Annotated in this window: 28 protein-coding genes; 7 read left to right on the forward strand and 21 right to left on the reverse strand. The window is 42.1% G+C overall.

Annotated elements, in window-relative coordinates:
• Nucleotides 1-111: 111 nt before the first annotated feature.
• On the forward strand, nucleotides 112-612 hold the full coding sequence (locus tag KVT11_RS06175; protein ID WP_024719755.1) for a phosphatidylglycerophosphatase A family protein: 501 nt from the start codon (nucleotides 112-114) through the stop codon (nucleotides 610-612).
• Between the two features lie 42 nt (nucleotides 613-654).
• Here the strand turns inward: KVT11_RS06175 and KVT11_RS06180 are convergent, their stop codons facing one another.
• The 3 genes from KVT11_RS06180 to KVT11_RS06190 are packed head-to-tail and all read right to left on the reverse strand — an operon-like array spanning nucleotide 655 to nucleotide 2,176.
• Entirely contained in the window at nucleotides 655-1,425 is a 771-nt protein-coding gene (locus tag KVT11_RS06180; protein ID WP_008346835.1) for a TIGR01457 family HAD-type hydrolase, read from the reverse strand.
• Between the two features lie 21 nt (nucleotides 1,426-1,446).
• Nucleotides 1,447-1,881, reverse strand: a complete 435-nt coding sequence (locus tag KVT11_RS06185) for a DUF86 domain-containing protein (protein ID WP_024719757.1) — start codon at nucleotides 1,879-1,881, stop codon at nucleotides 1,447-1,449.
• 19 nt (nucleotides 1,882-1,900) lie between these two features.
• On the reverse strand, nucleotides 1,901-2,176 hold the full coding sequence (locus KVT11_RS06190) for a YutD family protein (RefSeq protein WP_008346837.1): 276 nt from the start codon (nucleotides 2,174-2,176) through the stop codon (nucleotides 1,901-1,903).
• A 120-nt stretch (nucleotides 2,177-2,296) separates the two neighbouring features.
• Between KVT11_RS06190 and KVT11_RS06195 the strand changes: the two genes are divergently transcribed.
• Nucleotides 2,297-2,932, forward strand: a complete 636-nt coding sequence (locus KVT11_RS06195) for a YhcN/YlaJ family sporulation lipoprotein (protein ID WP_008346841.1) — start codon at nucleotides 2,297-2,299, stop codon at nucleotides 2,930-2,932.
• A 39-nt stretch (nucleotides 2,933-2,971) separates the two neighbouring features.
• Here the strand turns inward: KVT11_RS06195 and lipA are convergent, their stop codons facing one another.
• The gene (gene lipA, locus KVT11_RS06200) at nucleotides 2,972-3,868 is read right to left on the reverse strand and encodes a lipoyl synthase (RefSeq protein ID WP_008360456.1); all 897 of its coding nucleotides are present in this window, start codon (nucleotides 3,866-3,868) and stop codon (nucleotides 2,972-2,974) included.
• Nucleotides 3,869-4,191: 323 nt separating this feature from the next.
• Between lipA and KVT11_RS06205 the strand changes: the two genes are divergently transcribed.
• Complete coding sequence (locus KVT11_RS06205; protein WP_223255603.1) at nucleotides 4,192-5,136, forward strand: M23 family metallopeptidase; 945 nt, start codon at nucleotides 4,192-4,194, stop codon at nucleotides 5,134-5,136.
• Nucleotides 5,137-5,208: 72 nt separating this feature from the next.
• Here KVT11_RS06205 and KVT11_RS06210 read toward each other — a convergent pair whose 3' ends face one another.
• Nucleotides 5,209-5,439 carry a hypothetical protein gene (locus tag KVT11_RS06210; protein ID WP_048002535.1) on the reverse strand — a complete coding sequence of 77 codons (231 nt, stop codon included), beginning with the start codon at nucleotides 5,437-5,439 and terminating at the stop codon, nucleotides 5,209-5,211.
• A gap of 222 nt (nucleotides 5,440-5,661) precedes the next feature.
• Between KVT11_RS06210 and KVT11_RS06215 the strand changes: the two genes are divergently transcribed.
• Nucleotides 5,662-6,126, forward strand: coding sequence for a DUF2691 family protein (locus KVT11_RS06215; protein ID WP_116306153.1), 465 nt, complete (start codon nucleotides 5,662-5,664; stop codon nucleotides 6,124-6,126).
• Nucleotides 6,127-6,204: 78 nt separating this feature from the next.
• On the opposite strand, the gene yunB is transcribed toward KVT11_RS06215, so the two are convergent.
• From yunB to KVT11_RS06235, 4 genes are all read right to left on the reverse strand, one after another.
• A complete protein-coding gene (gene yunB / locus KVT11_RS06220) occupies nucleotides 6,205-6,975 on the reverse strand; it encodes a sporulation protein YunB (protein ID WP_017367991.1) in 771 nt (256 codons plus the stop codon).
• Nucleotides 6,976-7,044: 69 nt separating this feature from the next.
• Nucleotides 7,045-7,350, reverse strand: a complete 306-nt coding sequence (locus tag KVT11_RS06225; RefSeq protein WP_007500404.1) for a YunC family protein — start codon at nucleotides 7,348-7,350, stop codon at nucleotides 7,045-7,047.
• A 67-nt stretch (nucleotides 7,351-7,417) separates the two neighbouring features.
• Nucleotides 7,418-8,791, reverse strand: a complete 1,374-nt coding sequence (locus tag KVT11_RS06230; protein ID WP_057079122.1) for a bifunctional metallophosphatase/5'-nucleotidase — start codon at nucleotides 8,789-8,791, stop codon at nucleotides 7,418-7,420.
• Between the two features lie 63 nt (nucleotides 8,792-8,854).
• Nucleotides 8,855-9,706, reverse strand: coding sequence for a DUF72 domain-containing protein (locus KVT11_RS06235; RefSeq protein ID WP_007500400.1), 852 nt, complete (start codon nucleotides 9,704-9,706; stop codon nucleotides 8,855-8,857).
• A 312-nt stretch (nucleotides 9,707-10,018) separates the two neighbouring features.
• On the opposite strand from KVT11_RS06235, the gene KVT11_RS06240 reads away from it, so the two are divergent.
• Both KVT11_RS06240 and KVT11_RS06245 read left to right on the forward strand, forming a co-directional pair.
• Nucleotides 10,019-11,191, forward strand: a complete 1,173-nt coding sequence (locus tag KVT11_RS06240; protein WP_116306155.1) for a PucR family transcriptional regulator — start codon at nucleotides 10,019-10,021, stop codon at nucleotides 11,189-11,191.
• A gap of 64 nt (nucleotides 11,192-11,255) precedes the next feature.
• On the forward strand, nucleotides 11,256-12,413 hold the full coding sequence (locus tag KVT11_RS06245; RefSeq protein ID WP_116306158.1) for an oxalate decarboxylase family bicupin: 1,158 nt from the start codon (nucleotides 11,256-11,258) through the stop codon (nucleotides 12,411-12,413).
• Nucleotides 12,414-12,461: 48 nt separating this feature from the next.
• On the opposite strand, the gene KVT11_RS06250 is transcribed toward KVT11_RS06245, so the two are convergent.
• Nucleotides 12,462-13,655: an MFS transporter gene (locus KVT11_RS06250; protein WP_019743815.1), complete on the reverse strand. Its 1,194-nt coding sequence runs from the start codon at nucleotides 13,653-13,655 to the stop codon at nucleotides 12,462-12,464.
• A 163-nt stretch (nucleotides 13,656-13,818) separates the two neighbouring features.
• Nucleotides 13,819-15,054 carry a pyridoxal-phosphate-dependent aminotransferase family protein gene (locus KVT11_RS06255; protein ID WP_025207926.1) on the reverse strand — a complete coding sequence of 412 codons (1,236 nt, stop codon included), beginning with the start codon at nucleotides 15,052-15,054 and terminating at the stop codon, nucleotides 13,819-13,821.
• 173 nt (nucleotides 15,055-15,227) lie between these two features.
• On the opposite strand from KVT11_RS06255, the gene KVT11_RS06260 reads away from it, so the two are divergent.
• Nucleotides 15,228-16,106, forward strand: coding sequence for an endonuclease I family protein (locus KVT11_RS06260; RefSeq protein WP_116306160.1), 879 nt, complete (start codon nucleotides 15,228-15,230; stop codon nucleotides 16,104-16,106).
• A gap of 121 nt (nucleotides 16,107-16,227) precedes the next feature.
• On the opposite strand, the gene KVT11_RS06265 is transcribed toward KVT11_RS06260, so the two are convergent.
• From KVT11_RS06265 to KVT11_RS06310, 10 genes are all read right to left on the reverse strand, one after another.
• Nucleotides 16,228-16,686, reverse strand: a complete 459-nt coding sequence (locus tag KVT11_RS06265) for a hypothetical protein (protein WP_223255591.1) — start codon at nucleotides 16,684-16,686, stop codon at nucleotides 16,228-16,230.
• Between the two features lie 125 nt (nucleotides 16,687-16,811).
• Nucleotides 16,812-17,531, reverse strand: a complete 720-nt coding sequence (locus tag KVT11_RS06270; protein WP_065461003.1) for an IucA/IucC family C-terminal-domain containing protein — start codon at nucleotides 17,529-17,531, stop codon at nucleotides 16,812-16,814.
• A gap of 21 nt (nucleotides 17,532-17,552) precedes the next feature.
• Nucleotides 17,553-18,590, reverse strand: a complete 1,038-nt coding sequence (locus KVT11_RS06275) for a FecCD family ABC transporter permease (protein ID WP_057079118.1) — start codon at nucleotides 18,588-18,590, stop codon at nucleotides 17,553-17,555.
• On the reverse strand, nucleotides 18,583-19,599 hold the full coding sequence (locus tag KVT11_RS06280) for a FecCD family ABC transporter permease (RefSeq protein ID WP_007500383.1): 1,017 nt from the start codon (nucleotides 19,597-19,599) through the stop codon (nucleotides 18,583-18,585). Before KVT11_RS06280 ends, KVT11_RS06275 begins: the two co-directional genes overlap by 8 nt.
• Nucleotides 19,600-19,669: 70 nt before the next feature.
• Nucleotides 19,670-20,623 carry an ABC transporter substrate-binding protein gene (locus tag KVT11_RS06285; RefSeq protein WP_007500381.1) on the reverse strand — a complete coding sequence of 318 codons (954 nt, stop codon included), beginning with the start codon at nucleotides 20,621-20,623 and terminating at the stop codon, nucleotides 19,670-19,672.
• A 139-nt stretch (nucleotides 20,624-20,762) separates the two neighbouring features.
• The gene (locus KVT11_RS06290) at nucleotides 20,763-21,665 is read right to left on the reverse strand and encodes an alpha/beta hydrolase (RefSeq protein WP_217608989.1); all 903 of its coding nucleotides are present in this window, start codon (nucleotides 21,663-21,665) and stop codon (nucleotides 20,763-20,765) included.
• A gap of 71 nt (nucleotides 21,666-21,736) precedes the next feature.
• Nucleotides 21,737-22,648 carry an alpha/beta hydrolase gene (locus tag KVT11_RS06295; protein WP_116306166.1) on the reverse strand — a complete coding sequence of 304 codons (912 nt, stop codon included), beginning with the start codon at nucleotides 22,646-22,648 and terminating at the stop codon, nucleotides 21,737-21,739.
• A 490-nt stretch (nucleotides 22,649-23,138) separates the two neighbouring features.
• The gene (gene psiE, locus KVT11_RS06300) at nucleotides 23,139-23,567 is read right to left on the reverse strand and encodes a phosphate-starvation-inducible protein PsiE (protein ID WP_116306167.1); all 429 of its coding nucleotides are present in this window, start codon (nucleotides 23,565-23,567) and stop codon (nucleotides 23,139-23,141) included.
• Nucleotides 23,568-23,605: 38 nt separating this feature from the next.
• The gene (locus tag KVT11_RS06305; protein ID WP_116306170.1) at nucleotides 23,606-24,913 is read right to left on the reverse strand and encodes a HAMP domain-containing sensor histidine kinase; all 1,308 of its coding nucleotides are present in this window, start codon (nucleotides 24,911-24,913) and stop codon (nucleotides 23,606-23,608) included.
• Nucleotides 24,900-25,595, reverse strand: coding sequence for a response regulator transcription factor (locus KVT11_RS06310; protein WP_046526621.1), 696 nt, complete (start codon nucleotides 25,593-25,595; stop codon nucleotides 24,900-24,902). Before KVT11_RS06310 ends, KVT11_RS06305 begins: the two co-directional genes overlap by 14 nt.
• Between the last annotated feature and the right edge of the window lie 190 nt (nucleotides 25,596-25,785).

The following is a 25,785-nucleotide window of genomic DNA, read 5'->3' on the forward strand; positions in this document are numbered from 1 at the left end:
AATCAGTCTCTTATCATATCGTAGTCGCAGGTTGAGGGATTTATGAATACTATTTACTATCCGAAGCTTTTTCACACGTTGTGGACAAATTACGAGGATTGGGTGAGGAACATGCCGCATCATCATGAGATGAACGAAGTAGAAAAAACAGCAAGACGCCGTTTACAAGAACGAGGCGTAACCATTCAAGATATAGCAGACCTTGTCTTCTTTTTACAGGAAAAATATCATCCTGGCTTAGACATGACAGAGTGCATCCACAATGTGGAACGTGTCATCGCAAAACGTGAAGTCCAAAATGCCATCTTAACAGGCGTTGAACTAGACGTTCTCGCTGAGCAAAAAAAGCTGACAGAACCGCTGCAATCCATTCTTGAAACAGATGAAAGTCTATATGGGGTTGATGAAATTTTATCCTTTGCCATCGTTAATATTTATGGCTCCATCGGCTTTACGAATTACGGATATATCGATAAAGAAAAACCAGGGATTCTTGGGAAACTCAACGATAAATCCTCAGGCGAATGCCACACCTTTTTAGATGACATTGTCGGTGCTATTGCTGCGGCAGCATCAAGCAGACTGGCACATAGTGCGAGAAATGCAGAATAAAACACAAAAGAGGACGTGCGTCTCACGCTTGTCCTCTTTTCATTAAGATAATCGTTCAATCCACTCAGATAATGAATCAATGACATAGGTTGGCTGTTTGTCATATTTCTGAAGCAGCTCTTTTGTCGTGACGCCTGTATGGACAAGCAGTGTATCCATCCCTGCATTCATCCCTGCCATAATATCGGTATCATAGTTATCGCCCACCATGAGCGTCTCTGACACATCTGTCCCGAGCACCCGCATGGCCTGTTCCATAATGATAGACTCTGGCTTTCCGATAAATGTTGGCTGCACTGTTGTTGTAACCGTCAGCACAGATGTTAACGATCCATTTCCAGGTAACAGCCCTCTTTCTGTCGGAATGGCAATATCTCCATTTGTTGAAACAAATTGTGCACCTTGACGGATCGCAATGGCTCCTACCGCTAGTTTTTCATATGTAATACCGCGGTCTATTCCAACGACAACGAAATCAGCGTCTTCTTGACCAAACGACAAGCCTTTTTCTTCGATGGCCTGCTGAATGCCTTCTTCTCCGATCACATACACCGAGGCATCTTTCTTTTGTTCTGCGATATAGTTTGCCGTCGCCATACTTGTTGTAAAGACTTGCTCTTCCGTTGCTGGAATATCGAATGAAACCAGTTTCTCTGCTACTTGCTTCGGTGTGCGTGAAGAGTTATTCGTGACAAACAAATAAGGGATGTTCAACTCATTTAACTTGTGAACAAATTGCCCCGCCTCTTCAATCTTTTCTGTTCCTTTATACATCGTCCCGTCTAAATCAATTAAATAGCCTTTGTATTTCATGCTGCTTACAACTCCAATGGTTTATTTAAACGCTGATACTGGTCCAAGCTCCTGCTCCAAGTAAGTGCGAATTCGATTCGGGAAGACTTGCAGCGCCTGTTCTACCTCACTGATGACCTGCAACAAATCGTGATGAACCACTTCTTGGTATTGCTGAACAAGTGTTTTACGGCACGAGACCAGTTTTTTCAGGTGAGTGCCTTCTTCTGTTGGTACAACCTTTTCGTCCACAAGAATATCCATGATGTCGTCATAGCTTCCTGGGTCCCGCATGATAAAGCCGTCAATCATATCATTTCCTGTATCAAGAATACATTCGACGAGCAAATGAACAATTCGTTCCAGCGCTTTTTTTTCTAAAGGGCTTGACCATGTTTGATGACTGCGCATCAAATCATATTGCTCCTCAAAAAAACGTAATGTCTCTTCAATCTTCTTTCTGTCTACGAAATACATCATGACGCTCCCCTTTGCGTTATTTTCTAATCCGCTTTAAGACAAAATAGGCACAGCCAAAATTACAGTATTCATAAATGTATTCATCGAGTGTACTGATTTTTGTATCGAATGTGGCCTTTTGGTTTTGGTCATCAAAGAACCCCTTCAGCCTTAGCTGGTTGTAGCCCCAATCCCCCACAATATAATCATACTTATTTAAAATATCTGAGTACCTTGCTTTAAACGCTTCCTCATCAAAGCCGTCTTTGATTTCTCTGACAAGATCAAAGGTAGCATTCTGAATGACGATCATCTTCTCACCTCTTTTTAAACGATCCATCTTTAATGATAATTCATTGGAACAACTCCATCAATTGCTAAAGCATGTTTTTTCTGATTTAGCCGAAGCTAAAGAAAAAAGGAGGTCACATTTATGATGAAACAACTGACAGCCACTATTCTCCTATGCATGCTTTTAGGCGGGTGCGGCTTTCAATCAGGCATGAACCGGCAAGTGGATGAAGATTCTTCCAGCAAGACAATCCGCCTGTCTGATCGTCATGAAGGAAATAATTCCAACATGCCAGAAGCAGATACGAATCGAGCAGGCTATGTTCGTTATCAGCGCCAGCAAGTAACCGATCAGAAGGAAAGAACCCCTGCTTTAAATCGTGAGCACCTTGCCCACGTGATTACAAGTTTAGCCATCCAGCTGCCAAATATAAAGGATGCAGCAACACTTGTCACAGACGAGGATGCCCTCATTGTGTATCGAACAGGCAACAAAAACCGAGATGAATCAGCCGATCAAGTGAAAAAAACAGCGGTTTCTGTTCTCCCTCGTTATTATCATGTGTACGTCTCTGATAACCCAGAGCACTTTCAATCCATTGCCAATTTTTCACGTCTTCAAACCAATTCACGTGATTTTGATCAAATTTTAACAAAAACGATTCAACAAATGAAATACTCTCCTCAAGGCGGAGATATTTCAACTAAAGAAGATGCCAATGGCATGACGAATTCAGATCGGACCATGAGACGAAACACACCTTACGGCCAAAATTAATACGAGAAAAAACGCCAGAGAGCTCTGGCGTTTTCTTTGTTATGCTTGCGCCTGACGCTTCTTAGACGCTTCGTTTACTTGTTCGTCTGCATGATAAGAAGAACGGACAAGCGGTCCAGCTTCACAGTGGCTAAAGCCTTTTGACATGGCAATTTCCTTCAGCTCTGCAAACTCATCTGGATGGTAGTATTTTTGCACTTTCAAATGCTTTTTCGACGGTTGTAAATACTGACCAATTGCCATGATGTCAACGTTATTGGCAAGAAGATCATCCATAACTTCAATGATTTCTTCCTTCGTTTCACCAAGTCCAATCATAATGCTTGATTTCGTTGGAATGTCAGGCTGCATTTCTTTTGCACGACGCAAGAATTCCAATGAACGATCGTATGTAGCCCGTGCACGAACTCTTGGTGTTAACCTGCGTACTGTTTCAATATTGTGATTTAAAATATCAGGGCGTGTATCCATTAACGTTTTCAAATTATCATAATTGCCACCCATGTCTGAAGGGAGAACTTCAATTGTTGTGAATGGACTTTTTCTTCTAATGGCACGAACAGTTTCAGCAAATACGCCTGCTCCGCCATCTTTTTGGTCATCCCTTGCAACCGCTGTTATAACAGCGTGCTTTAAATTCATTAAAGCCACTGAATCTGCCACGCGTTCTGGCTCTTGCAAGTCTAATTCAGTAGGAAGTCCGGTTTTCACCGCACAGAAACGGCATGCGCGCGTACAAACAGATCCGAGGATCATAAATGTAGCAGTTCTTCTCACTGCCCAGCATTCGTGAATATTCGGACATTTCGCTTCCTCACAAACGGTATGCAGGTTGTTTTCCCGCATCATTTTTTTCAAACCGGTATAGTTTTCATTCGTATTCAGCTTAATTTTAAGCCAGTCCGGTTTTCTTACGTGCTCTTCCTTCTTTGCCAATTCCATCATCTCCATATGAATTCGTTAAAGGTGCATATACAATCATCTTCCTGCTATATACGATGGATGCAGCTGTTGCCGCAAAAAATTGAATCTTCGGCCTAAGGCCTTTTCTTTAGACACTTTAACATAGTACAGATTGAACAACAAGGGAATGAGCTGCAAAAATACCCAAAAGACTCCTAAAATAACAGAAGAAAATTACTAACATTTTCTTCTTATGAAATAACGTGATCAAACCACACTAAACGGTAGAAGAGATGTTCGAAGAAAGGAGATGGACGTTTGTGAAAGTGGTTTTAGCGATCATCATCGCTCTTTCAATGATTCCCGCATCAGTCCATGCACAAGGGACAAACAAACAGCCCGATGAATTAAAACAGCGAATGGCACTGTATGAAAAGATCGCCATCACCACACAGGTCCCGTGGTATGTACTTGCTGCGGTTGATCAGTATGAACACAATATACGCAAAAGCAGAAGAGATTTACCCAAACAAACAGGTGTGATTGGTATCTACATTCCCCGGGAAATGTGGATAGGACCAGAAAATCCAAATAAGCAGGATACCTCTCCATTAAGCATTAAAGTTTTTGACGGTATTGGGCTTGATGGAAATGGGGATGGAAAAGCAGAAATCGATAACGATGAAGATGTCCTGTTCACGTTTGCTCAATACTTGCTCCATTACGGCAGCAGCATCGACCAATTAAAAATTGCGCTGTGGGATTATTACGGACGTGATCAAACCGTTGGAATCATTTCATCTTTTATGAAGCTCTATCAGCATTACGGCCATCTTGACCTTGGAAAGCATGCGTTTCCTCTTCCGGTTGGCGCTGACTACAGCTACAGGAGTACATGGGGTGATGCGAGAGGCTTTGGAGGCAGAAGAATTCATGAGGGCACTGATCTATTTGCTCATTACGGTCTTCCTGTTCGTGCGACATCGTACGGCGTGATTGAAATGAAAGGCTGGAATCGCTTTGGCGGCTGGCGGATCGGCATTCGAGATATTCATAATCATTATCATTATTTTGCCCACTTAAATGGCTTTGCAAAAGGACTCAAAGCTGGGCAGATTGTAGAACCTGGTCAAGTCATCGGATCAGTCGGAAGCTCCGGTTACGGTCCACCTGGCACAGCAGGGAAATTCCCGCCACACCTTCATTACGGCATGTATAAAGACAATGGACGAACTGAATGGTCGTTTGATCCTTACCCTCATTTAAGGGCATGGGAAAGAGCCGAGCGGAAACGTCGATAAATAAAAGGAGAAGTTTAGCGATACCGCTGGCTTCTCCTTTTGATATGTATCAACATTATCACTTGTCTGCTGTTACTGCTTATGCTTCTCTTTCAATCCTAATACTAAAAAAAGAATACCCATGATGAAAAAAAGGAGATACACAACTGTTACTTCAAGTGGAATCATGTCAAACATCCCGCTAAATAAGTCGACACTCAAACTGTCACTCCCAGCTAATAATATCGATGCTGACATATATTTAGCACTAAATACAATGGCAAATACCAAAAAACAAAACCCGCTTACATGAATTTTCTTCATATCAATCAAATCCTCCTCCCACTTTCATAACAGACGATCGTGAAAAATCAGCCTTCAGGATAGCTACACTATTCAAAAAGGAAAACAATGAACATTTATCATGGCACGTGATTCGTATGGAATCAAGTGGTTAATTAGGATAAGATGAACAGATCACATAAAAAAAGTCTAAGCATCGCAGCCAATGAATAATTACTTCACAAAGAGTTAGGGGGTGTTTTTTTGAAAAGAGGACTGACCTTTACCATTCCAAATGAATACGGAGTCTTCCTTGGAGAAGTGCTAAAACCGATCGACATCACCAAATTCAGTTGGCGAATCGATACCGAAGACTCGAATATACTAGTTGATGGCGAAAAAGATGAAGAACTTTTTCCTGAAGGTAAAACAGAAATGGACGGTATAGAACTCAAACACCTCATTGAAAACAAGACGTATTATATGATTTTCGCCGATTTACAAGCATATCCAAAAGGGACATTGACTCATATTAAGACCTATGAAGAATTTATTGAAAGCCAATGCGAGCTTGTTCTTTTAGTAGCCGATTGCTCCTATGTCACGATCTATTGCAAAAATAAGGGAACACTCGAATGGCTATACAAGAATGCAGTGGAATGTGGATTTGAAGACGTGACCTATATCACCGATGAAAATGATGCAAGGACAAGACTGTCTGTTTCGTAACAATAAAACGTGCATCACAAAAACACTATATGCAATCACAGCGTATGAAAAAAACAGCCCAATTCGTCCATTGGGCTGTTATTCTTTCTTCTCCTTTTTTTCTGGCAGAACAATCGATGGAGCGCCTGAATTTGTTCCGCTGCCATTATAATAATCTGGGACGTCTCCTTGAACGGCTTGAATGGAGACAGGCACGGAGTTTTTGACGACGATGGTTTCTGAGGCGAATGGGATGATGACTCTCACCTTCACCTCAATGAGCACACTAATATCAATCAAGGCATTGTTAATGCCATATGGCTTGATGTTTTTTTCAACGTCTGTATGCGGGTCACCAATGACACTGAATCGTACAGGTACTTTTGGTCCTAGGTTGGCGATAAGTGCATTTCCGGACGCTTGCCCAAGCGGAATGTTATATATAATGCCGTCATGTCCATCTGTTTGATCCTTTAATGCTTCTTTTGCCTCTTTTTGAAAATTCCCCTTTTCAATGTCCTCTAGATTTTTTTGAAGGTGACGTGACAGGTCAGCCATTGCTTTCGATGTTGCTTGCGCATTGAAGTCGATAGTTGTCACTTTTCCGTTCTCACTTGTATTCATCACAACCATATCTTTCATATTCTCCTGATCATCTGCAAAATCCTGAACAGAATATTGGATGAGATGATTGGCGATTCGTTCTGTTTCTAGTTCAGCAATGTGAATCAACGTTGGTTTAATGGAACGATTGATGAAGAATAGGCTAATGACAGTTGAGAGCACAAAAAATAATACGGCAAGCAGCATGACATAACGAAATGGCAGAGGGCCCTTTTTATAGGGGCGATAACGGCGGTTTAATCTCAATAAAAAATCCCCCCTTCTCCATTACAAGTGTATGCAGACAGGCGGGGGGATAGGAATCATCTGTACATTTTATTTCACCATTTTTAATAATGCATCTCTTCCAATTGTGCCAGCATGAATGCCGAGTGACTCAGCGGCATATGTCACAGATTCTAAAGGTGCATCCAGCAATTGCTCGATGGTTCTTACACCGACTGCTCTTCCTGCGATGATTCCTCTATCTGCAAGCTTTTCATTTAGGAGCCCGACATCAAGTGCACCGCACATAATATAACCATGCTCATTTGTCACTGCCATGAAATTGGTCTTTGGCAGCTTGACGGTGACGGCTGTAAAGGAATGGCCATCAATTGTAATAGGTGTTAAATTCACCATATCCCTTCACTCCCTTCAACACAATCTATGTGAAGGGAGGGCAAGTGTTGTTAGGCTGGAGCGGATTTCACTTTGCGTCCTTCAATCGCCAGCTCAGGACATCACGCAAAAATTCCGGCATGAAATATTCGATGTGTTCATGGTCACGTATATGAGGAAAAAGAGAGCCAAGTGTATACATATCCACTGTGCCAACCGTATAGGAATCATCTTCTTTGACGAGTTGATCGTTTACATAGACCTCTTTTACTCGTTTGGTTTCGCCCTCTTCTAATGAATAAGTCAAACCGCTGTATAGCATTTTCCCCATCAGTTCGCCTCTAAAGCCAAAGCCTTTGATGCGTAGCTGTTCCATTTTTTCTTCACAGCCACGAGACACTGTTTCGATCAATTGCTTCCCAGTAAGTGTCACCCTGATTGGATTAATGGGATGCGGACATATCCGGTGAATGTCCTCTCTTGTGACGATGCCAGCCTCTAATGAATCAAGCACCATCCCTGCATTCATCATGCCGATATCTGCCTCGCACCATTCTTTAATGGCATCTGTTAAAAGCTGCGGAAGCTGGGAGTCATCAAACCACTTTGTTTCGAGCTTTGATTCAATGGATGTCACTTTTTCCTGCATGAGTGACTTCGCTCTTCTTTCAGCTTTCTGTAAAGTCGTGATCGCTTCATCGGATTCACTGATCAGCTGGTCCACTGATTGCACCGTCGCTTTTTTCTCGATGAGCTCGCTACTCGCTGTATCAATGGTCAGCTCGACACAGCCAATATAATGCCCATACTTTTCAGCACATGCAAGAAGAACTCCATTGTCCATCTCGCCCTGTTCTAAAAGATGATGCGTATGTGAGCCTAAGATGATGTCGATTTCCGGGAAGTCATGGGCTACCTCTCGATCATGGATGATGCCTAGATGGGAAAGAAGAACAATGACATCAGCTTGTCCCTTCACTTCTTGCAGCATCTCCCGTATGCTCTCAAATGGGTCTGTAATGTCCCAGCCCAGCTTTTCATAGACAGGTGTATACGCAATGGTCACCCCTAAGACGGCGATCTTCAGTCCATTGTTCAACGTGATCACTTCATAAGGCTTTGCCCACGATGGTCTTTTGCCTTTTTCAAATAAATTAGATAAAATCACCGGGAATTGCGCGTCTTTGTACAATTGGTCGAGCTGCTCATGAGGCAACGTAATGCCTTCATTATTACCAATTGTGACGCCATCATAGCCAAGCTGATTGAGAAGTTTGACATTCACTTTTCCATAATCCGCTTCTGATACAAGGTTTACTCGATCCATATGATCGCCAATATCAAATAAGAGCATCTGATCGTGAACTTGACGCTTTTCTTCAATATAAGCTGCGATTTTTGGCCAGTTTTCAAAGTGGCTGTGCAAGTCGTTTGTATGATATAACCATAGCTTCTGCAGCATGTTGATCTCTCCCTCAAGTTGTCACTGAACCGTCTCGTTCAGGTTGAAAGCCGCAGCTCTCATTTAACTAAATAAATCTAACTGCTTCGGCGATAAGCTTGAATACGTCAAATCCAGTAAATCAATCATTTGCTGGCCATTCGTCGCCGCATCTCCGCCTGAGTTATTATTAAATACGACATATACATCTTTCGACTGCTGATGCAGGATGTCGAGGTTCTTTTTCCATTCCTTTAGTTCAGCTTCATTATATAAATATAAGTAACGAACTTCACGCCAGTTCTCATGATCTGCCGGGTGAAGCCAGCCTTGTTTATTTCTTCCGTGGAAACGGACCAATGTTTTGTCACGGTGTGTGGCTTTTATGACTGGCGGTATAGACCCTTCTCCGACTTGCGGTTCATCACAGACGGAATGAATCCACCCTTCTTTCTCCATAAAGGATAAGGTTTGTTCATAAAACTCGTCTGAAAACCAAGTTCGGTTTCGGAATTCGAGTGCACAAGGAATGTCCCCCATCTTCTCCTTACACCATCTTAAATAGTGGACGTGCTCCTTTTTGCAATCAAACCATGGTGGAAATTGAAACAGAACCATCGCCAGTTTCCCTGCTCGAATGAGAGGAGTCAGTGAAAGAATAAAGGCATCAAACATTTCTTCCTTTGAAGCAAACGGGATCTCGCCTCTTTGATGCCCGGTCATTCCTTGATATGCTTTCACAACAAATTGAAAGGCGTCTGGCGTATCTTTTATCCATTTTTCATGGTTCCGCTCAGGCTGAACAGCATAAAAGCTTGCATCCAGTTCCACAATGGGAAACGTTGATGCGTAGTGAAACAGCTTTTGAGAGCTGCCGATTCTCGGCGGGTACAGACTGTCATGATCGCCCCAGCCAGTTAATCCGATATAAATCATCTATCTCACCTCTTGCCACTTGCTTGTCTAAACGGATTTTCCCATTGAAAGTCTTTGTTTCTTGGGATACCCATCTTTCTGAAAGAAATTCTTCTGTCTACAACATATCATATTTACCCATTTTTCTGAATGAAGATGACTGATGTGATGTTGCCCTGCCATCTTTTTTGTGATATTACATCACAACTTTCTATCTAAATTGAATGGAGCTGATAACATAAAATTGATATCAGAGACTTTGACAGCGATTGTCCATTTTTTTATTCATCTTCACCAAAGGATTCAGCTCTAAAAAAAGGAGAATGAGTGGATATGAACATTGTCGATCATCATGTTGAAGCATTGCAAAAAGTGGCCCAAAGAATTCAACAGCCTGTCTATTTGATCAATCAGTATGGACGTATTCTTTTCACCTCACCCCAAGGTATGACAAACCCAGATTGGATACAAATGCTCCGCTTGTTTCACAGTACGCAGCAGCAATATTTTTCTATGGTTCATTCAAAAGAAAGCCTTTCTGTTTTTCCTATCTATATAAACGAACAAGCTTATGATTATTTAGTCGTTCCCGCCTTCATTCATCCTCAAGGCGACATGGGGCTGCATTTGATAATTGAACAAGCTGTAAATGCCATGTCCATTTCACGCATCAAACAACATGCCATCAAGCAATCAACAGAGCGAGCCAAAAATGAATGGTTTCGCAAATGGATGGAGGGGGCGATTTCCTCAGAGCAAGATGTCACCCGTCTGGCACGCATGTTTGGATTAAACACAACGATTCCCTATCTATGTATCGTCTGTCAACTTGATCAGAGCAGTCATTTCTCTTGTTTCCTTAAGCAGCAAACCCTTGTAGATGATGTGTTTGCTTTACTTGAAAGCACCCTTTCGCACTGTCCATTTCCCGCCTTTCTTTTTGTCAAAGGAGATATCGGCATCATCCTTATAGAAGAGACTGGCGGGTGGCAGGCAATGAACAAATCGATCTGCTCTTTTTTAAAACAAATGCAGATCCTTATTAAACAGCATGTGAATGCCACCTTTTCCTTTGGTGTAAGCTTAAGCGGTTATCTCATCACCGATCTGCCAAAAGGATTCAGTGAAGCTGCCCATGCTCTGCAATCAGGCCAGCTCTCATTACGGGCTGAATATATTCAGTTCTATCAAGCAAAAGATGTGTCAAATTTACTGAAGCTCATCCCACCAAAAGATTTAACAACATTCTATGAGCGGTATCTCCACCCATTATATGAACAATCACAAGTCGACCCAAATCTTCTCCACACCTTATCTGTTTATGTCGAAACACATTGCCATATTTCAGAAACAGCCAAACGTTTATCTGTTCATCGCAACACCGTGATATATCGACTGGAGAAATGTGAAGAACTGCTCCAGATCAGCCTAAAAGATCCTGACGCAACATTGCGCTTGCGATTAGCTTTGCGGATTCAAAACCACCTTTCATCCGATTCCAATTGAATCTTTTTTTCTTACGCCTCATATATTTTGGAGGAGAAGTGTGAATGACAAGGAGTGGTGTCAAATGGATGAGGAGATTCGTCACATCCCGCAACCGATTCGAGACGATGGGGCCGGCGCAACCGATTTAGGCCCGCGAGACGTTCTGCGCGATTTGGAGAACCCAGATATGTTCGTCCCCCCAAAAACGGATGCGGGGACGATTCCTAATTTAAAATTTTCATATTCTGATACACATATGCACTTGAATCATGGCGGCTGGTCGAGGGAAATTACCGAGCGAGAGCTGCCTGTTTCAACAACGATTGCTGGTGTAAACATGCGGCTTACGCGCGGAGGTGTTCGTGAGCTTCATTGGCATAAGCAGGCGGAATGGGCATATATGATTTTAGGCAAAGCCCGGATCACATCTGTAGGTGCAGAAGGACGGAATATGATCGCTGATGTTGAAGAAGGAGACTTGTGGTATTTCCCGCCCGGTATTCCGCACTCCATTCAAGGTCTTGAGGATGGCTGTGAGTTTCTCCTTGTGTTTGATGATGGTGCTTTTTCTGAATTTGATACGTTCACCATCACAGACTGGTTTGCTCATACACCAAAAGACATTCTTTCTGCTAATTTCGGCGTGCCAATCAAGCTGTTTGACCGCATTCCACATAAACAGCGCTATATGTTTCAAGGCTCTTCACCGGCATCCATTGAAAGCCAAACAGTCTCTGATCCATACGGCGGCATCAAACCGCCATTTACCCATCAGCTCCTTCGTCAAAAACCAATCGTGACCTCTGGGGGAACCGTGCGAATCGTCGACTCACGCAATTTTCCAGTATCTAAAACGATTGCTGCTGCACTTGTGGAGGTAAAACCTGGCGGGATGAGAGAAATGCACTGGCACCCGAATAATGATGAGTGGCAATACTATTTAACCGGTACAGCCAAAATGACGGTTTTTGGGGCAGGCGGGACAGCTCGCACTTTTAATTACAGAGCAGGTGATGTTGGTTATGTTCCTTTCGGGATGGGGCATTACATACAAAATATCGGGCAAACGAGCCTTTGGTTTCTAGAAATGTTTAAAAGCGATCGATTTGCTGATATTTCATTGAACCAATGGATGGCCTTAACCCCTCCTCAATTAGTGAAGGAGCATTTGCATGTAGACGATGCATTGATTCATGCGTTGCATAAAGAAAAATCACCAGTTGTGAAGTATGAGCGATGACGAAAAAAACCGATCCATTTGTGCTGATCGGTTTTTTCTATGCTGTCATTACGATACGGCATGGGAATGTTGCTGCGCTTTTTTCGCCCATAAAATAGAAGCAATGAAACTCATACAAAGCACCAGCGTTCCAAACATAAATGGCAGCTCAATATTCACATCAAATAAAATACCCGCAAGACTTGGCCCGACGATATTCGCAAGGCTCATAAAGGAGGTATTGAGGCCGCCTGCTACCCCCTGCTGATTCCCTGCCATTTTAGAAAGTAATGTATTAAGAGCTGGACGAACAAACGAGGTGGCTGATAAAAATAAAATGGAGCCCGTAAAAATGAGCCAAAAGGAAGGAGCAAAGCGGCAGGCGATCAGCATAAACGCCGCAGCTAAAAGGGCATAACGGACGACACGCATTTCGCCAAATCGTTTCACAAAGGTATTTACTAAAGCACCTTGAACGATGACACCCGCAAGTCCAGCTACTGTAATGACAAATGCAATATCCTTCGGTGTAAAGCCATGTTTTTGGTCCACATATAAGCCAAAGATCGATTCAAAATGAATGATTCCGAAATTCAAAACAAAGGCCAAGATAAACAAAAAACCGTATGGTGTTTTTAAAGCCTGAATCATCTGCGTAAAAGGATTGAAATGAAGCTCTTTATTCAATCGTGCTTCTTCCTGCTTTTCCTTTGTTAAAGTTTCAGGTAAGAACAAGAAAGACAACAGCGTCGACAGGGCTGCAAAGGAACCAGCGATGAGGAAAGGAAAAGCAATCCCAAACTCAACCAAATAACCCCCAACACCCGGTCCAATGACAAAGCCTAACGTCATTGCTGCACTAAATAGCCCCATTCCTTTCCCTCGATCCTTTTCACTTGTGATATCAGCAATGTAGGCAAACATGGCGGGCATCAGCAGCGCACCAGCAGCTCCGCCTAAAAACCGAGACACAAACAGCATCCAAAGCTGATCGGCAAATGCAAAAATAAATTGAGCTACCGTAAAGCCGGCAATCCCGGCAATAATCAATTTTCTGCGTCCAAATCGATCAGTCAGCGCTCCGGCGACGGGTGATAAAGCAAATTGTGTGAGGCCAGTTGCAGCAACGAGGAAACCAAGTGTTTTCCCAGTTGCGCCAAAGGCTTCAATATAACTTGGCATGACAGGAACGATCAGACCAAATCCAAGCATGGCAATAAAAATATTGAGCATCAAAATGTACAATCTGCCCATTTTTTTCATATTAAAACCTCTTTCTTCAAAATAAATGAAAATGATGACAAAAATGATAAGAACTTCTTCAGTATAGCGATATCGCTCTCTATAAGTCTAGTTTTTCAAAAAACAGCGTTTTTTCCCAAATAAAAAATACCCGCTGGTGGCGAGTATTTTGAGTATCCCTTTTTTATTCAGCTTGTTCATAGATGGAAAGAGCCGCCTGTAACCCGGCGCCACAATTGATGGCTGCTCCGTACTTCATCAAGATGGCTTCAAGGCCTGCTAAAACAAATAGAATATTTTCCTTTCGGCAGCTATAGCCCATTGAGCCAATTCTCCATATCCGTCCTGCAAGCGGCCCAAATGAACTCGCAATTTCAATTCCAAAATGATGAAGAAGATCAGCCCGGACCGCTTCTCCGTCGATATCACTTGGAATGACGATACACGTCACGACCGGCATTTTGCAGTCTGGATCACCAAATAATTCAAGCCCCATCGCTTCAAGTCCTGCCATTAAAGCCTTTTCATGAAACAAGTGGCGCTGAAAACGTTCCTCCAGACCTTCCTCTAGCACAAGTCGAACCCCTTCTCTCAGTGCATAAAGCATCGTTGTCGCTTCTGTATGATGATTTAACCGCCTCGGGCTCCAATAATCTTGCAGCTGGCTTAGATCAAAGTAATTGCTTTTGATTGGAGAAATGTCTACCTGTTTTTGCAGTTCGTCCTGTGTTGCAATCCCTTTTTCGACTTTCTTTCTCAATTGTACGACGTCTGCCACTCGTTCATTATATGTGATCGGTGACATCCCTGATGGAACAGACAAGCATTTCTGCGAGCCCCCAATTGCCGCATCGATTTTCCATTCGTCTACCTTGACCTCGACTCCACCAATTGTCGCCACAGCGTCTACAATAAAAAGCGCATCAAGCGCTCGGCATGCTTCACCAATTTTCTCAAGCGGCTGTAATCTTCCGGTAGATGTTTCACCATGAACCATCGCAACAATTTTCGGCTTGACTTGATGCATCTCTACGATGATGTCGTCTTGCTTAAAAACCGTTCCCCATTCACATTCCATTGTATGTACCTCAGCACCATAGCGCTGTCCAATTTCAATCAGCAAATGACCGAAGCGTCCAAAGACCGGAACGAGCATCACATCTCCGGGCTCGATCACACTGGCAAGCACAGCTTCAAGCCCTGAGCGGGACGTCCCATCAATTGGATAAGCCCATTCATTTTCTGTTTGAAAAAGTGATCGTAATAAGGTCATCGTTTCATTCATGATCTCTGTAAATGCAGGATCAAATTGACCAAGAATTGGTGTACTCATCACCCGAAGGACTCTCGGATCTACTTCGACAGGTCCTGGTGTCATAATGGTTCTAGTAGGTGTGTGTAGTTCTTTCATGTTATCCATCCTCTCCCTTGCTGTGTCCATCCTTATATGCCCACTTATACAGCAATGCTGATAAAATAGCAATCTCTTTTCTTACGAATTGATTACATAAAATTTACGATAAATCCATTTATTTCTTTATGGCAATATGATAGAAATAAAGAGTATACATTCCCTATGAAGGAGGAAATAGAATGAAAAGATCTTTATTTGGAACTGTGGCCGCCGGAATCATGATTTTCGGTACATTTGCCGCTCCGCTGCCTCCCGCTGCAAGTGCTCAAGGCTTTACTCTGAATGAACCGAGTCAAACCATCACCTTTTCCCCGTTACAGCTTCAAACCGAAACATCTGCTCAACATGCGAAAACAACCGCTTCAAGTCAAATTGATTCCTATTACCAATCTGCTGCTGGCAAATCTGGGCCTGCTCTTAAGAAAGCATTACACGATATTATTGATGATCATACGCAGCTATCCTACAGCCAGGTTTGGGATGCATTAAAGAAAACGGATGAAGATCCAAAAAATCCAAGCAATGTGCTTCTGCTCTATAGCGGTATCTCCAGGTCAAAGCAAGCAAATGGAGGAAACGTGGGACAGTGGAACCGGGAGCATGTGTGGGCTAAATCTCACGGCAATTTTGGGACGAGCCAAGGACCTGGTACAGATCTCCATCACCTTCGGGCAACAGACGTACAAACGAATAGCACACGAGGTAATTTAGATTTTGATATAGGCGGAAATGAATACAAGGGAGCGCCGGGCAACTTCTACGACAGCGACTCATTTGAACCTCATAGCCGGGTGAAAGGAGATGTAGCAAGAATGCTCTTTTATATGGCCGTCCGATATGAAGGCGATGACCGCTTCCCAGATTTAGAATTAAACAACAAAGTGAATAATGGAAGCGCCCCTCTTCACGGCAAAATGTCTGTCCTATTGAAATGGCACAAGCAAGATCCAGTCGATCAAATCGAACGGAATCGTAACGAAATCATCTATCAAACGTACCAGCACAATCGCAATCCTTTCATTGATCACCCTGAATGGGTAAGCGATATTTGGGAATAAAAAAGAGAGACACTGCTATGAGCAAGCAGTGTCTCTTTCCAATTAATATCTCTAAAAAAGATGATCATACAACATCAAACACACTTCTCATCTTATAAAGATTCTGATCATTATGTTATGTTTATTCCCCCAATTTACTAATAATAATTCTTTCTATATTGCGATCTAAACAGAAAAATTCTATTTTGATATCATGCTTTGAATTCTTATAGCCTAAAATCTCATATCCTTGATCGTCATTTCTACGATAATAATTTTCACCTAAATAATCATAGATATCTTTTTTAGTTGAATGAATATTTATTGTGTTGTTTATATTACTTTGATTATTTTCTAAAGAGATTGCCACTATTTCTTTTCTATTATTCACTTTAAAATAATTTGAATTTGAAGTTTTAATCCACTCGTTTTCACTATAGTTTCTCTTTATTAATCCCAACTTCAATTCTCCCACCTTTAATTCAGTAAGATTTGTACTTTTTACTTTAAGAAAAGAGATGTGGTTTTTAAGTGGTTGAATGAAGAACAAGCCAATGATGATGATGAAAATAAAGATGATATATAAGATAATTTTTTTCATATCAGTTCCTTCCATAAATGATGATATAATGAAACAATATAACATAAATATCATATTTAAATTTACTGTATAAATATTTAAGAAAAATCTAATCTAATAAAAAAACACCTTGCATAAGGTGTTTTTTACTTTAGCGGACAGACGAGACAATAATCAAGGCTCTCTGATTTTTTCTCAAGCTTATAATACATACAGCAAGTCTTTCGATTTGATGTGTCTAGCAAACTTTCATCTAAATTTAAGCTGTGCTGAAAAGGATTTTGCTTCGCTCCGAAAAGATCACCCGATGCCTTCTTCAGAAACAAATAATCCTCCCGTACGCGCTCTTTCATTTTAGGCTCTTCCGTTTCTCGCATCATGCTACGGTAAAGAGAATTGATACGTACCGCTACATTTTCCCATAAAATTGAATACGGAAGTCTTGAAGTACGTTTCAATACATCTAAAAGAGGTGTGACACACTGCGTAAATAGCATGCGGACGACCTGCTCTCTCCACTCATGACGATCTCCTTCTGACTGAACAAATGAACAGAGCGTTTCATCTAGCTCAATTTTACGATCTTCTCTAAAGACACACGCCTCTGGTGAAAACCGGTAGACAGCATCATACATCGTCATCAAGTACAAAGTAGAACTAACAGCTAAATAGGCATAGCGTTTTGAAAACATGGACGCCGCCACTGCTATATTCGGTGCATGCATCGCTTCCTTTTCAGCTTCTAATAAACGTCTGATAGATGCTTCTGAAAAAAGCGCAGCAAGTGTGCGATCAGATGTCATTGGTCCATTTGTGATGTGTACCCCGAAATCAAGTAATTCTCTCTCAACCCACTCTGGCTTCATATCAAAACCCCCATCTTTCGTTTAACGATTTCGCTGTTGATATAACAAATAAATAAAGAACGGTGCGCCGATTGCAGCCGTAAACACACCTGCCGGGACATCTAACGGGAGAAAAGCCGTTCTCGCAACTAAGTCTGCCAGCATCACGAGAATACTTCCAACAAGCGCAGATGCTGGAACAAGCGCAATAAAGGAACGACCGATGATCATCCTTGCAACATGCGGCGCCATCAGTCCGACAAATTCAATACCGCCTGCGAAGGCAACGGCAATACCGGCTAATGTCACACTCATCAGTAGAAAGAATAACCGCTTCGCCTGAACCTTGACCCCGAGACCTGTTGCAAGATCATCTCCAAGCTCCTTCACATTCATCGTTCTTGCCAGCACCATGACAATCGGTAAAATCATCAATACCCAAGGAAGCATTGCGATGACGTCCTTCATTGTAGAACCATATAAACTGCCCGTCAGCCAGATGTATGACTTGGTCGTGGTCATCGTATCGCTGAGCACAAGAGTAAACGTCACACACGCCTTCATAATGGCGGAAATCCCAATCCCCATCAAGACGAGCGTGATCGGCTTGACGCCTTTTTTCCATGAAAGCAAATAAATCAGGCATGATACCGCAAAAGCGCCTGCAATGGCCCACAACGACTGATAAGCAATAGGCACAGTGCCCATCCAAAAGACGATGAACATAATGGCGCCAAACGACGCACCGCTCGTAATTCCTATGATGTCAGGCGATGCAAGCGGATTTCGAATGAGACCTTGTAAAATAAGCCCCGATACCGCAAGTGCCGCTCCCACTAAAACCGCAAGCAGGGTCCTTGGAATCCTCAACGTATTTAATACAAACGTATTTCCCTCGCCTTGTCCGAAGATATGTAGCAGCACATCAGCAGGCGGAATAAACCGGCTGCCCATACAAAGGCTCAGAATAAATAAACCAAAGGCAATGCCTGTCAATAATAGTAAAATTAAAAACGTCCGCTTTGAAAATTGAAATGAAATGCGTCCGCCCTTTGAACGCACTGTGTATGTTTTAGCCACCTGTCTTCAACCCCTTGCGCACGAGATAAACAAATAGAGGCGCTCCTGCTACCGCCGTCATGACACCAATCGGTACTTCCTGCGGCATGATCAGAAAACGAGCGGCAAGGTCTGCGACAAGTAAAAGCGACGCCCCTACAACGGCACAATACGGCAGTACCCAGCGGTGGTCAGGTCCAACGAGCTTTTTCACAATATGCGGCACAAGAAAACCAACAAATCCAATGGATCCTGCAACAGCGACGGAACCTCCTGCTAAAAAGACGACAAGTACCCCCATCGTCATCTTCAAAAGAAGCGTACGCTGGCCAAGCCCTTTCGCAATATCATCACCCGATAAAAGGACATTGATCGAGCGACCAAGAAGCAGCGCCACCACAGTCGCCCCAAGAATATAAGGCAGCACTGGCAGCAGCATATCTATACTTCTTCCTGACACTGAACCAGCCATCCAGAACAGGATGCTTTGAATGGACTGTTCATTCACGATTAAAAGTCCTTGAGTAAAGGACGCAAACAGAGCAGATATCGCAGCACCTGCGAGTACAATTTTGACCGGTGTCAGTCCGTCTCTTCCAATGGAGCCTAGAAGAAAGACGAGCATACCTGCAATGGCAGCGCCTAAAAAGGCCGTCCACATATAACCTGTTAACGACTCAGTAGAAAAGAAAACAATCGAAATCACAATAAAAAAGAGTCCACCTGCATTAATACCTAAAAGATCTGGTGCAGCCAGCGGATTTCTCGTCAATGCCTGCATGAGTGCACCTGAAATCGCTAGACTTGATCCAACAACCGTCGCAATTAAAGCTCTTGATAATCTGGATGTCATGACAATCACACTGTTTGGATCTGACTCATCAAACTGAAGAAACGCATGGATGGTGGCTTTGAGGGAAATTGAGGTTTGCCCAAGAGAAATACTGAGCATAAAAAAGACCAACATCAACACGATGAATCCAGCAAATAGCAGTGCCTTGCTCGAATCCTTTTTTAATAAACTTCTCATCTGATTCCCGCTTTCAATCTGTTATGGAAAAAGGAGAAAATGGTTTTTCACATTTTCTCCTCTGCTACACTTATTTATCAAGCCCTAGACGATCATAAATATCATCAAGCATCATGTTTGCAGCGGTGATACCGCCAGCCATGTTCCAAGTGATTTCATCCACTTTATGCACTTGTTTCGCTTTCACTGCATCAAGCTGCTTCCATAAAGGATGACTTGTCCACTCTTTATATGCTTTTTCAACTGCTTTATCCTGATCATCCATGAAGTAATAGATCACATCTGCATCCATTTGTGGAATGCTCTCTTTGTCTGTAAGTGTAATGATATCTTGCTTTTTATCTTTGACATTTTTTGGACCTTCAAAGCCTAGCTCTGTTAAAATTGAACCTGCAAACCCAGTTTGATAGATTCTTGCATGATCTGCACGGAAGTTCACCACAGACACACTCATTGGCCAGTTTTTAATGTCTTTCTTTGCTTTTTCTTTGAAGTCAGCGACGCGGTCATCCCACTTCGTCAGCAATTCTTTTGATTTGTCTTGCTTGTTTAACGCTTCACCCATTAAATTCACTGTGTCTTTAAACGTGAACACTGTTTCTGTTGCAACAGTTGGAGCGATTTCTTTCAGCTGATCAAAAATTTGCTCGTGACGGATTTTTGATGCAATGATCAAATCTGGCTTCAGCTTTTCAATTTCTTCTAAGTTTGGTTGTGTTTCCTGCCCAACAATTTTGACACCCTTTAAATCATCTCTTAAATATTTATACGTAGGTGCTTCAAGCCAAGATTCTACAACACCCACTGGTTTAATGCCCATAGCGACGGCTGCATCCGTTGCTCCTTGATACAACGTCACCACACGTTTAGGCGATCCTTTAATTTCAGTTGAACCGATAGCGCTTTCAACGGTTCTTGTTTTCTCATTACTATCTGACTTGCCTTCACTGCTATTACTGCCACAAGCCGCAAGTAATACGATGGAGAGCACAACTAATAGCGACCAAAAAGATTTTTTGAACATGTACCTCACCTATCCATTCTATATGTAGTCACATCGTTTGATAACGATTCTCATTATCACACTATGATTTTATCATAGAAAAGGATGGTGTCAATGTAAATTTTTAAGAAAAAGGTAGAGTGTTGACTAGTTGTTCAGGTTAATTGGAACTTTTCCACATTTGGATTGTATGCCCAATCTTTTTTCCCGATTCTAGTAAAATGGACAAATGAGTATGGTTTTCTATCACTTGGTAAACAGATTGATTTTTCACCTGCTGATTTGGAAGCGCCAGATACGGATGAAATTTGTCTACGTCGTATAACTCATCCTCGCTTCCAACAAACATGCCATAAGGCTGGTCCAGCCTTGCAAATTGTTTTTGAGGTGCAGATGGCGTTAAGGCAAGAGCCATATTGATGGTGATGCCTGTTAAAAGAAGTGGATCTTGTGCAATTACCCATGCTGGGTAGTGAAATCGTACAGCTTCTGAATGCCCCATCAGCCTTCCTTTTGTCATCGCAGATAGCACAAATTTCCAAACTTGAACTGTGGCAAAAGGGACTTGATTAGACTTCGCTGTGTCAGATTTGTAGCCAAATTCAGGAGCAATAAAAAAGTAACCGTCTACTTTTCTTTTTTCACCCCAAGATAGATATTGAAGCAGCAATCCAGCTCCAGAGGAATGACCACAAAGATAAAGTGCTCCTTCGTGCTGCTGTTTGATGACATCCACAACTTGCGAAATATCTTGCCATACGTCAGTGACTTTGGGTGTATCTCCCTTTTTTCCTCCAGAATGTCCGTGACCTCTCAAATCCAGCAAAAACACATTCACGTGAAAATCATGTTGCAATCTATAGGCAATATGCTCATAACCAGCCAAGCTGTGAGCGCCTCCGCCATGAATGATGATCACATTGGTCTGCGTGTTTGTTTCTGATAAAAACGGATAATAAGCAAGACGTATGCCGTCATGTGATTGAATGAACTGTCTTTCTGGAATAGCTACAGGAGCTACTTCCTGCATACTTGTAAATGAGAACGGTTCTGTTTCGTTCATAATTAACTTTTGATCCTCCAATTAGAAACGAGAATGACTAGAGCATTGCTGGCCATTCTCATGTTCGCATCCTATTTTGTCATATCCCTCAAAGGGAAAGTCTCGCTCTCAATAATAGCGACAATTTGTTTTAACGCTTGGTTCGCTTCGGGAATAGGGAAGACAGGAAAGACGTGATTCATTTTGGGGTATTCGATATAGTTGATGGGAACACCCTGCTTGTCTGCCATCTCTTTGAATTTCCGGGCATCTGGGAGAAAGAATTCATGAGTGCCAATAAAAACAGAAATTCGTCCTAACGATTTGATTTCTCCATAGATCGGGCTGATCAAATGATGTGTTTCATCTGTATCACCTGCATAGGTTTTGCCCGACTCGATCAGTAAATCTAGGTTGAGCATTGGCTCTTTTGGAACCATTTTAGCGATATCAGGATGACTTAATGTCACATCAAGCCATGGTGATAATAGAATCATGTTTCCAGGCTGCGGGAGACCTTTTTTTGCTAAGTATTGAGCAAAGGCGAGCGATAAACCGCCGCCAGCAGAATCACCCATGATGACGATTTTTTCTGGTGTTCCTTTTTCTAAAAGAGCTTGGTAAACTGGGAGAACACTCTCGATTGCATCCATATACTGATGATTCGGTGCTTTTGGATAAACTGGCACATACACCGTACTATTTAATTGCTTCGTCAATCGATCCAAGAAACGCCAATGCCATACGAGCGGCTGCTCAATATAGCCTCCTCCATGTAAAAATAGCACCTGATGATCATCTGGCTGCACATCTGATTTCAACATGTACGTATCGACTGAAAACATGCTGCTTTTGGTGATGTGATATTTCTTTTTCAACTTCTCAGGCAGCACATAAGGTAATTGATTCGCCATTCTTCGTTCTTCTAAATACCCCTCAACATTTAGTTTCTTCTTTGTAAGTACAAGTAACCATTCAACAAACAAACTTTGAATACTTCGCATACGATCGACCCCTATAGATAGAATGATGACAATCAATGTCTAGGAAAAGAATGGTTTCTCTTTTTCTAAAGCATAACATAAGAACTTGTGAATCCGTTAACTGCTTTGGACAGAATACTTTTTCTATACATCTATTCATTTATGAACACCTGTCTATTTATATTATATTTTCTAGATACATCATCATCAATTGTCAATCTTTCAATCATTGTTCATTAATCAACACATATTCAAAAACTGTTCATTTAAACACAAAAAAGACGAGTATTGACCACTCGTCCCAGATTGTTGACAAAGGGCTAAAATGAACTTGATTTTAGCCCTTTGTCTTCTTTTCAGCGTGATAGAAAACCTTTGCAGCCCTAGGAAGGACGAGCACCAGAGCAGAGCGAATTTGACATTCGTGAGCACCGGAGCGCAGGACTGACACCGAATGCGGGGGTTTGTCTACACGCTGAGACGAGTGTTGACCACTCGTCCTTCTTCTTCCTTACTTCACTTCCTCATGCTCTTGAGCAGCATCTCTTTTGCTCGCAATAAAGAGTGCACAGGTCATTGCAAGTATGGCCAGCGCCCACCAGAACGTCGATACCGCCTCTTCATGATCAATGATAATCAAACGGATGACCGCTGTGATCCCTATATAAATAAAATAGCGAAGCGGAAAATGAAAGTTAGATTTAAAGTATTTAATAATTAAGGCGATAAATTCAAAATACATAAAGAAGATCAGCAGCTCGCCAAGCATTCCATAATAGCTTTCTCCTTTGTTAAACAATGTTTTATAGACGAATTGTACGATGTACCATGTTTCACTAATTAAGAGTACGCTTAGCGCAATCGCTAGAAAGAACAGGCAGATATTCAGAAGGCCTTGCAAGAGATCAGGTACCTTTTGGAAATTGTTGAATCGTTTCATCAGATTGTTTCCCCATTCCATGATGTTGTTTTTGCTCTCTATATTTTGGTATTCCAAAATCGCAGTACGATGTAGTAGGTATCGTGTTTTTCTACACTTTCAAACTGTCCATGCATTCGGGACATCATCCGCTTGATGCTTCGTTCCCCGAGTCCATTGCTTTCCGGTATGATGTCTGTCTTTTTTATCGCATTGCTCACATGGATTTCAAAGACATCTTGGTCGGATAAAAAAGTGATCTGAATGTCCTTTTCAGGATCTGCGTATTTACGTAAGTTAGACATCACATTATCAAATACTCTGCCAAGCTCCTCGACATTCACATTAATATAGCTATCCGGCATTTCGCCTACAATATGGACCGTGAAATTCTCCTGATGCAGCAGGGCGACCTGATCTGATAGAAGATCATAAATCACTTCTTTCACTGCAACGGTTTCAAGCTCTGACTCGTGATCTTTATCTAGCAGGAAATAGGCAAATAGATTGTCAGACAGATTCTTTAATTGCAGGGCTTTTCCATACGCACTCGCTATATATTGCTCCTTGCGGGTATCCGCTAGAGCCTCCTCTTTTTTCGCAAATTCAAGATTCATGATGAGTGATGTCAGCGGGGTCCTCATATCATGCGACATTTCGGTCACCAAGCTGCGGCTCTCTTCCTGCAGATCATCAATAGCCTGAAGCTTGTCCAAAAAGGCTGTTCTTAAATCCTCAATACTCTTTGCAATCATGGCCAATTCATCATGCCCCTTCACTGTCATCTCATAATCGAGCTCACCGCCTTCAAGAATATGAATCTCTTCACGGATCGTTTGCAAGTACCGCAGACTTCGGCGAATGCCAACAAGCACAATCATGAGAAAAATGAGTGTTGCACCAAGCAGTTCTAGTGTAAAGGCGAGATCGTGATATCGAGAGGAGTAAAATCCGTCTACCATAACCCTACCTTCTCCGTCGCTAAATTGAACCGGGTAAGAATGACGCTTTGCGTAGTCGGTCACCTTTTCTTTCCCATAGGCCGATTCGTCAGCGACAGAGTAAATCGAGTCATATTGAAGCACTTCATCCTTGTAAACAGTGAGATTAATATAATCTTCTTTTTTCACCCACTCACCGAATGCTTTTCGATCCGTTGAAGTCAGCTCATGTTCTGAAACGTAGCGGCTGAATGTTTGAATGTATCTAGCAGATTCTTCCTTATAGTACTCATCCGAACTTAAATATCCTTCAATCAGGTGATCAGTGATCTTTTGCAGTGTCAAAAAGACAACACCACTTACGATAGCAGCGACCAAAATGAGCAGTGACAGCTTTTTGGTCAGCGTATATTTACGATGTGCCAAACCGGTATCCTCTCCCCCATTCTGTTTTGATATACACGGGACGAGCCGGGTCATCTTCAATTTTGGCACGCAGCTTTCGGATATGCACCATAACCGTATTGTTTGAACAATAAAAATAAGGCTGGCCCCACACGCTTTCATAAATATTTTGAGCAGAAAATATTTTGTTTCGTTTGTTCATGAGCAGTTTTAATATCCGATATTCTAAATCAGATAACTTGATTTGCTGCCCACTTTTCCACACTTCATTAAATTCCTCACTCACCCTCAGGCTACCACCAACTAAATAGGTTTCTTCCTGTTCCTTTTTTTCCTGATAGATGGTATATCTGCGCAATTGCGCCATGACCCTAGCGTGAAGCTCCTCTTCTGAAAAAGGTTTTGTCATATAATCATCTCCGCCAGCGAGTAATCCTTCTGTTTTATCCAATGTACTTGATCTGGCTGTCAGAAATAAAATGGGAACGTTTGAGGAGGCTCTTATTTGCTGGCACGTTTCTATACCGGAGATACCTGGCATCATGACATCCAAAATCACCAAATCCAGCGAATCATCTATAACATGCAATGCCTGCTTGCCATTCATGGCTCTCAACACCTCATACCCTGTACGTGTCAGAGATTCCTGCAACAGGTCACCAATATCCTGATCATCCTCTACAACTAATATTCGATGGGTCATATCTCTCTCACCTCATCCTCCATGACTTCATTCTTATATATTATTACTATATATCATCTAGCTATGTGAAAAGATACACCATAAATCTTAAGTGTTTATGAATATGATCAATTGCCATCAAGTTGTCACATTTATTTTCAAAAAATTGGATCTTCATAAATGATTAAGAATTGGCCTGTATATTGATTCA

Origin of the sequence: Bacillus sp. GbtcB10, from assembly GCF_019091365.1 — a bacterium.
In the GTDB taxonomy this organism is placed as follows: domain Bacteria; phylum Bacillota; class Bacilli; order Bacillales; family Bacillaceae; genus Bacillus; species Bacillus altitudinis.

Bases quoted from the DNA above. Each gene is read 5' to 3' on its own strand.
- KVT11_RS06175 (WP_024719755.1), top strand. From the start codon at position 112: ATGCCGCATCATCATGAGATGAACGAAGTAGAAAAAACAGCAAGACGC.
- KVT11_RS06180 (WP_008346835.1), bottom strand. From the start codon at position 1,425: ATGAAATACAAAGGCTATTTAATTGATTTAGACGGGACGATGTATAAA.
- KVT11_RS06185 (WP_024719757.1), bottom strand. From the start codon at position 1,881: ATGTATTTCGTAGACAGAAAGAAGATTGAAGAGACATTACGTTTTTTT.
- KVT11_RS06190 (WP_008346837.1), bottom strand. From the start codon at position 2,176: ATGATCGTCATTCAGAATGCTACCTTTGATCTTGTCAGAGAAATCAAA.
- KVT11_RS06195 (WP_008346841.1), top strand. From the start codon at position 2,297: ATGATGAAACAACTGACAGCCACTATTCTCCTATGCATGCTTTTAGGC.
- KVT11_RS06205 (WP_223255603.1), top strand. From the start codon at position 4,192: ATGATTCCCGCATCAGTCCATGCACAAGGGACAAACAAACAGCCCGAT.
- KVT11_RS06210 (WP_048002535.1), bottom strand. From the start codon at position 5,439: ATGAAGAAAATTCATGTAAGCGGGTTTTGTTTTTTGGTATTTGCCATT.
- KVT11_RS06225 (WP_007500404.1), bottom strand. From the start codon at position 7,350: ATGGTGAATTTAACACCTATTACAATTGATGGCCATTCCTTTACAGCC.
- KVT11_RS06230 (WP_057079122.1), bottom strand. From the start codon at position 8,791: ATGCTGCAGAAGCTATGGTTATATCATACAAACGACTTGCACAGCCAC.
- KVT11_RS06235 (WP_007500400.1), bottom strand. From the start codon at position 9,706: ATGATTTATATCGGATTAACTGGCTGGGGCGATCATGACAGTCTGTAC.
- KVT11_RS06240 (WP_116306155.1), top strand. From the start codon at position 10,019: ATGAACATTGTCGATCATCATGTTGAAGCATTGCAAAAAGTGGCCCAA.
- KVT11_RS06245 (WP_116306158.1), top strand. From the start codon at position 11,256: ATGGATGAGGAGATTCGTCACATCCCGCAACCGATTCGAGACGATGGG.
- KVT11_RS06250 (WP_019743815.1), bottom strand. From the start codon at position 13,655: ATGAAAAAAATGGGCAGATTGTACATTTTGATGCTCAATATTTTTATT.
- KVT11_RS06255 (WP_025207926.1), bottom strand. From the start codon at position 15,054: ATGGATAACATGAAAGAACTACACACACCTACTAGAACCATTATGACA.
- KVT11_RS06260 (WP_116306160.1), top strand. From the start codon at position 15,228: ATGAAAAGATCTTTATTTGGAACTGTGGCCGCCGGAATCATGATTTTC.
- KVT11_RS06265 (WP_223255591.1), bottom strand. From the start codon at position 16,686: ATGAAAAAAATTATCTTATATATCATCTTTATTTTCATCATCATCATT.
- KVT11_RS06270 (WP_065461003.1), bottom strand. From the start codon at position 17,531: ATGAAGCCAGAGTGGGTTGAGAGAGAATTACTTGATTTCGGGGTACAC.
- KVT11_RS06280 (WP_007500383.1), bottom strand. From the start codon at position 19,599: ATGAGAAGTTTATTAAAAAAGGATTCGAGCAAGGCACTGCTATTTGCT.
- KVT11_RS06285 (WP_007500381.1), bottom strand. From the start codon at position 20,623: ATGTTCAAAAAATCTTTTTGGTCGCTATTAGTTGTGCTCTCCATCGTA.
- KVT11_RS06290 (WP_217608989.1), bottom strand. From the start codon at position 21,665: ATGAACGAAACAGAACCGTTCTCATTTACAAGTATGCAGGAAGTAGCT.
- KVT11_RS06295 (WP_116306166.1), bottom strand. From the start codon at position 22,648: ATGCGAAGTATTCAAAGTTTGTTTGTTGAATGGTTACTTGTACTTACA.
- psiE (WP_116306167.1), bottom strand. From the start codon at position 23,567: ATGAAACGATTCAACAATTTCCAAAAGGTACCTGATCTCTTGCAAGGC.
- KVT11_RS06310 (WP_046526621.1), bottom strand. From the start codon at position 25,595: ATGACCCATCGAATATTAGTTGTAGAGGATGATCAGGATATTGGTGAC.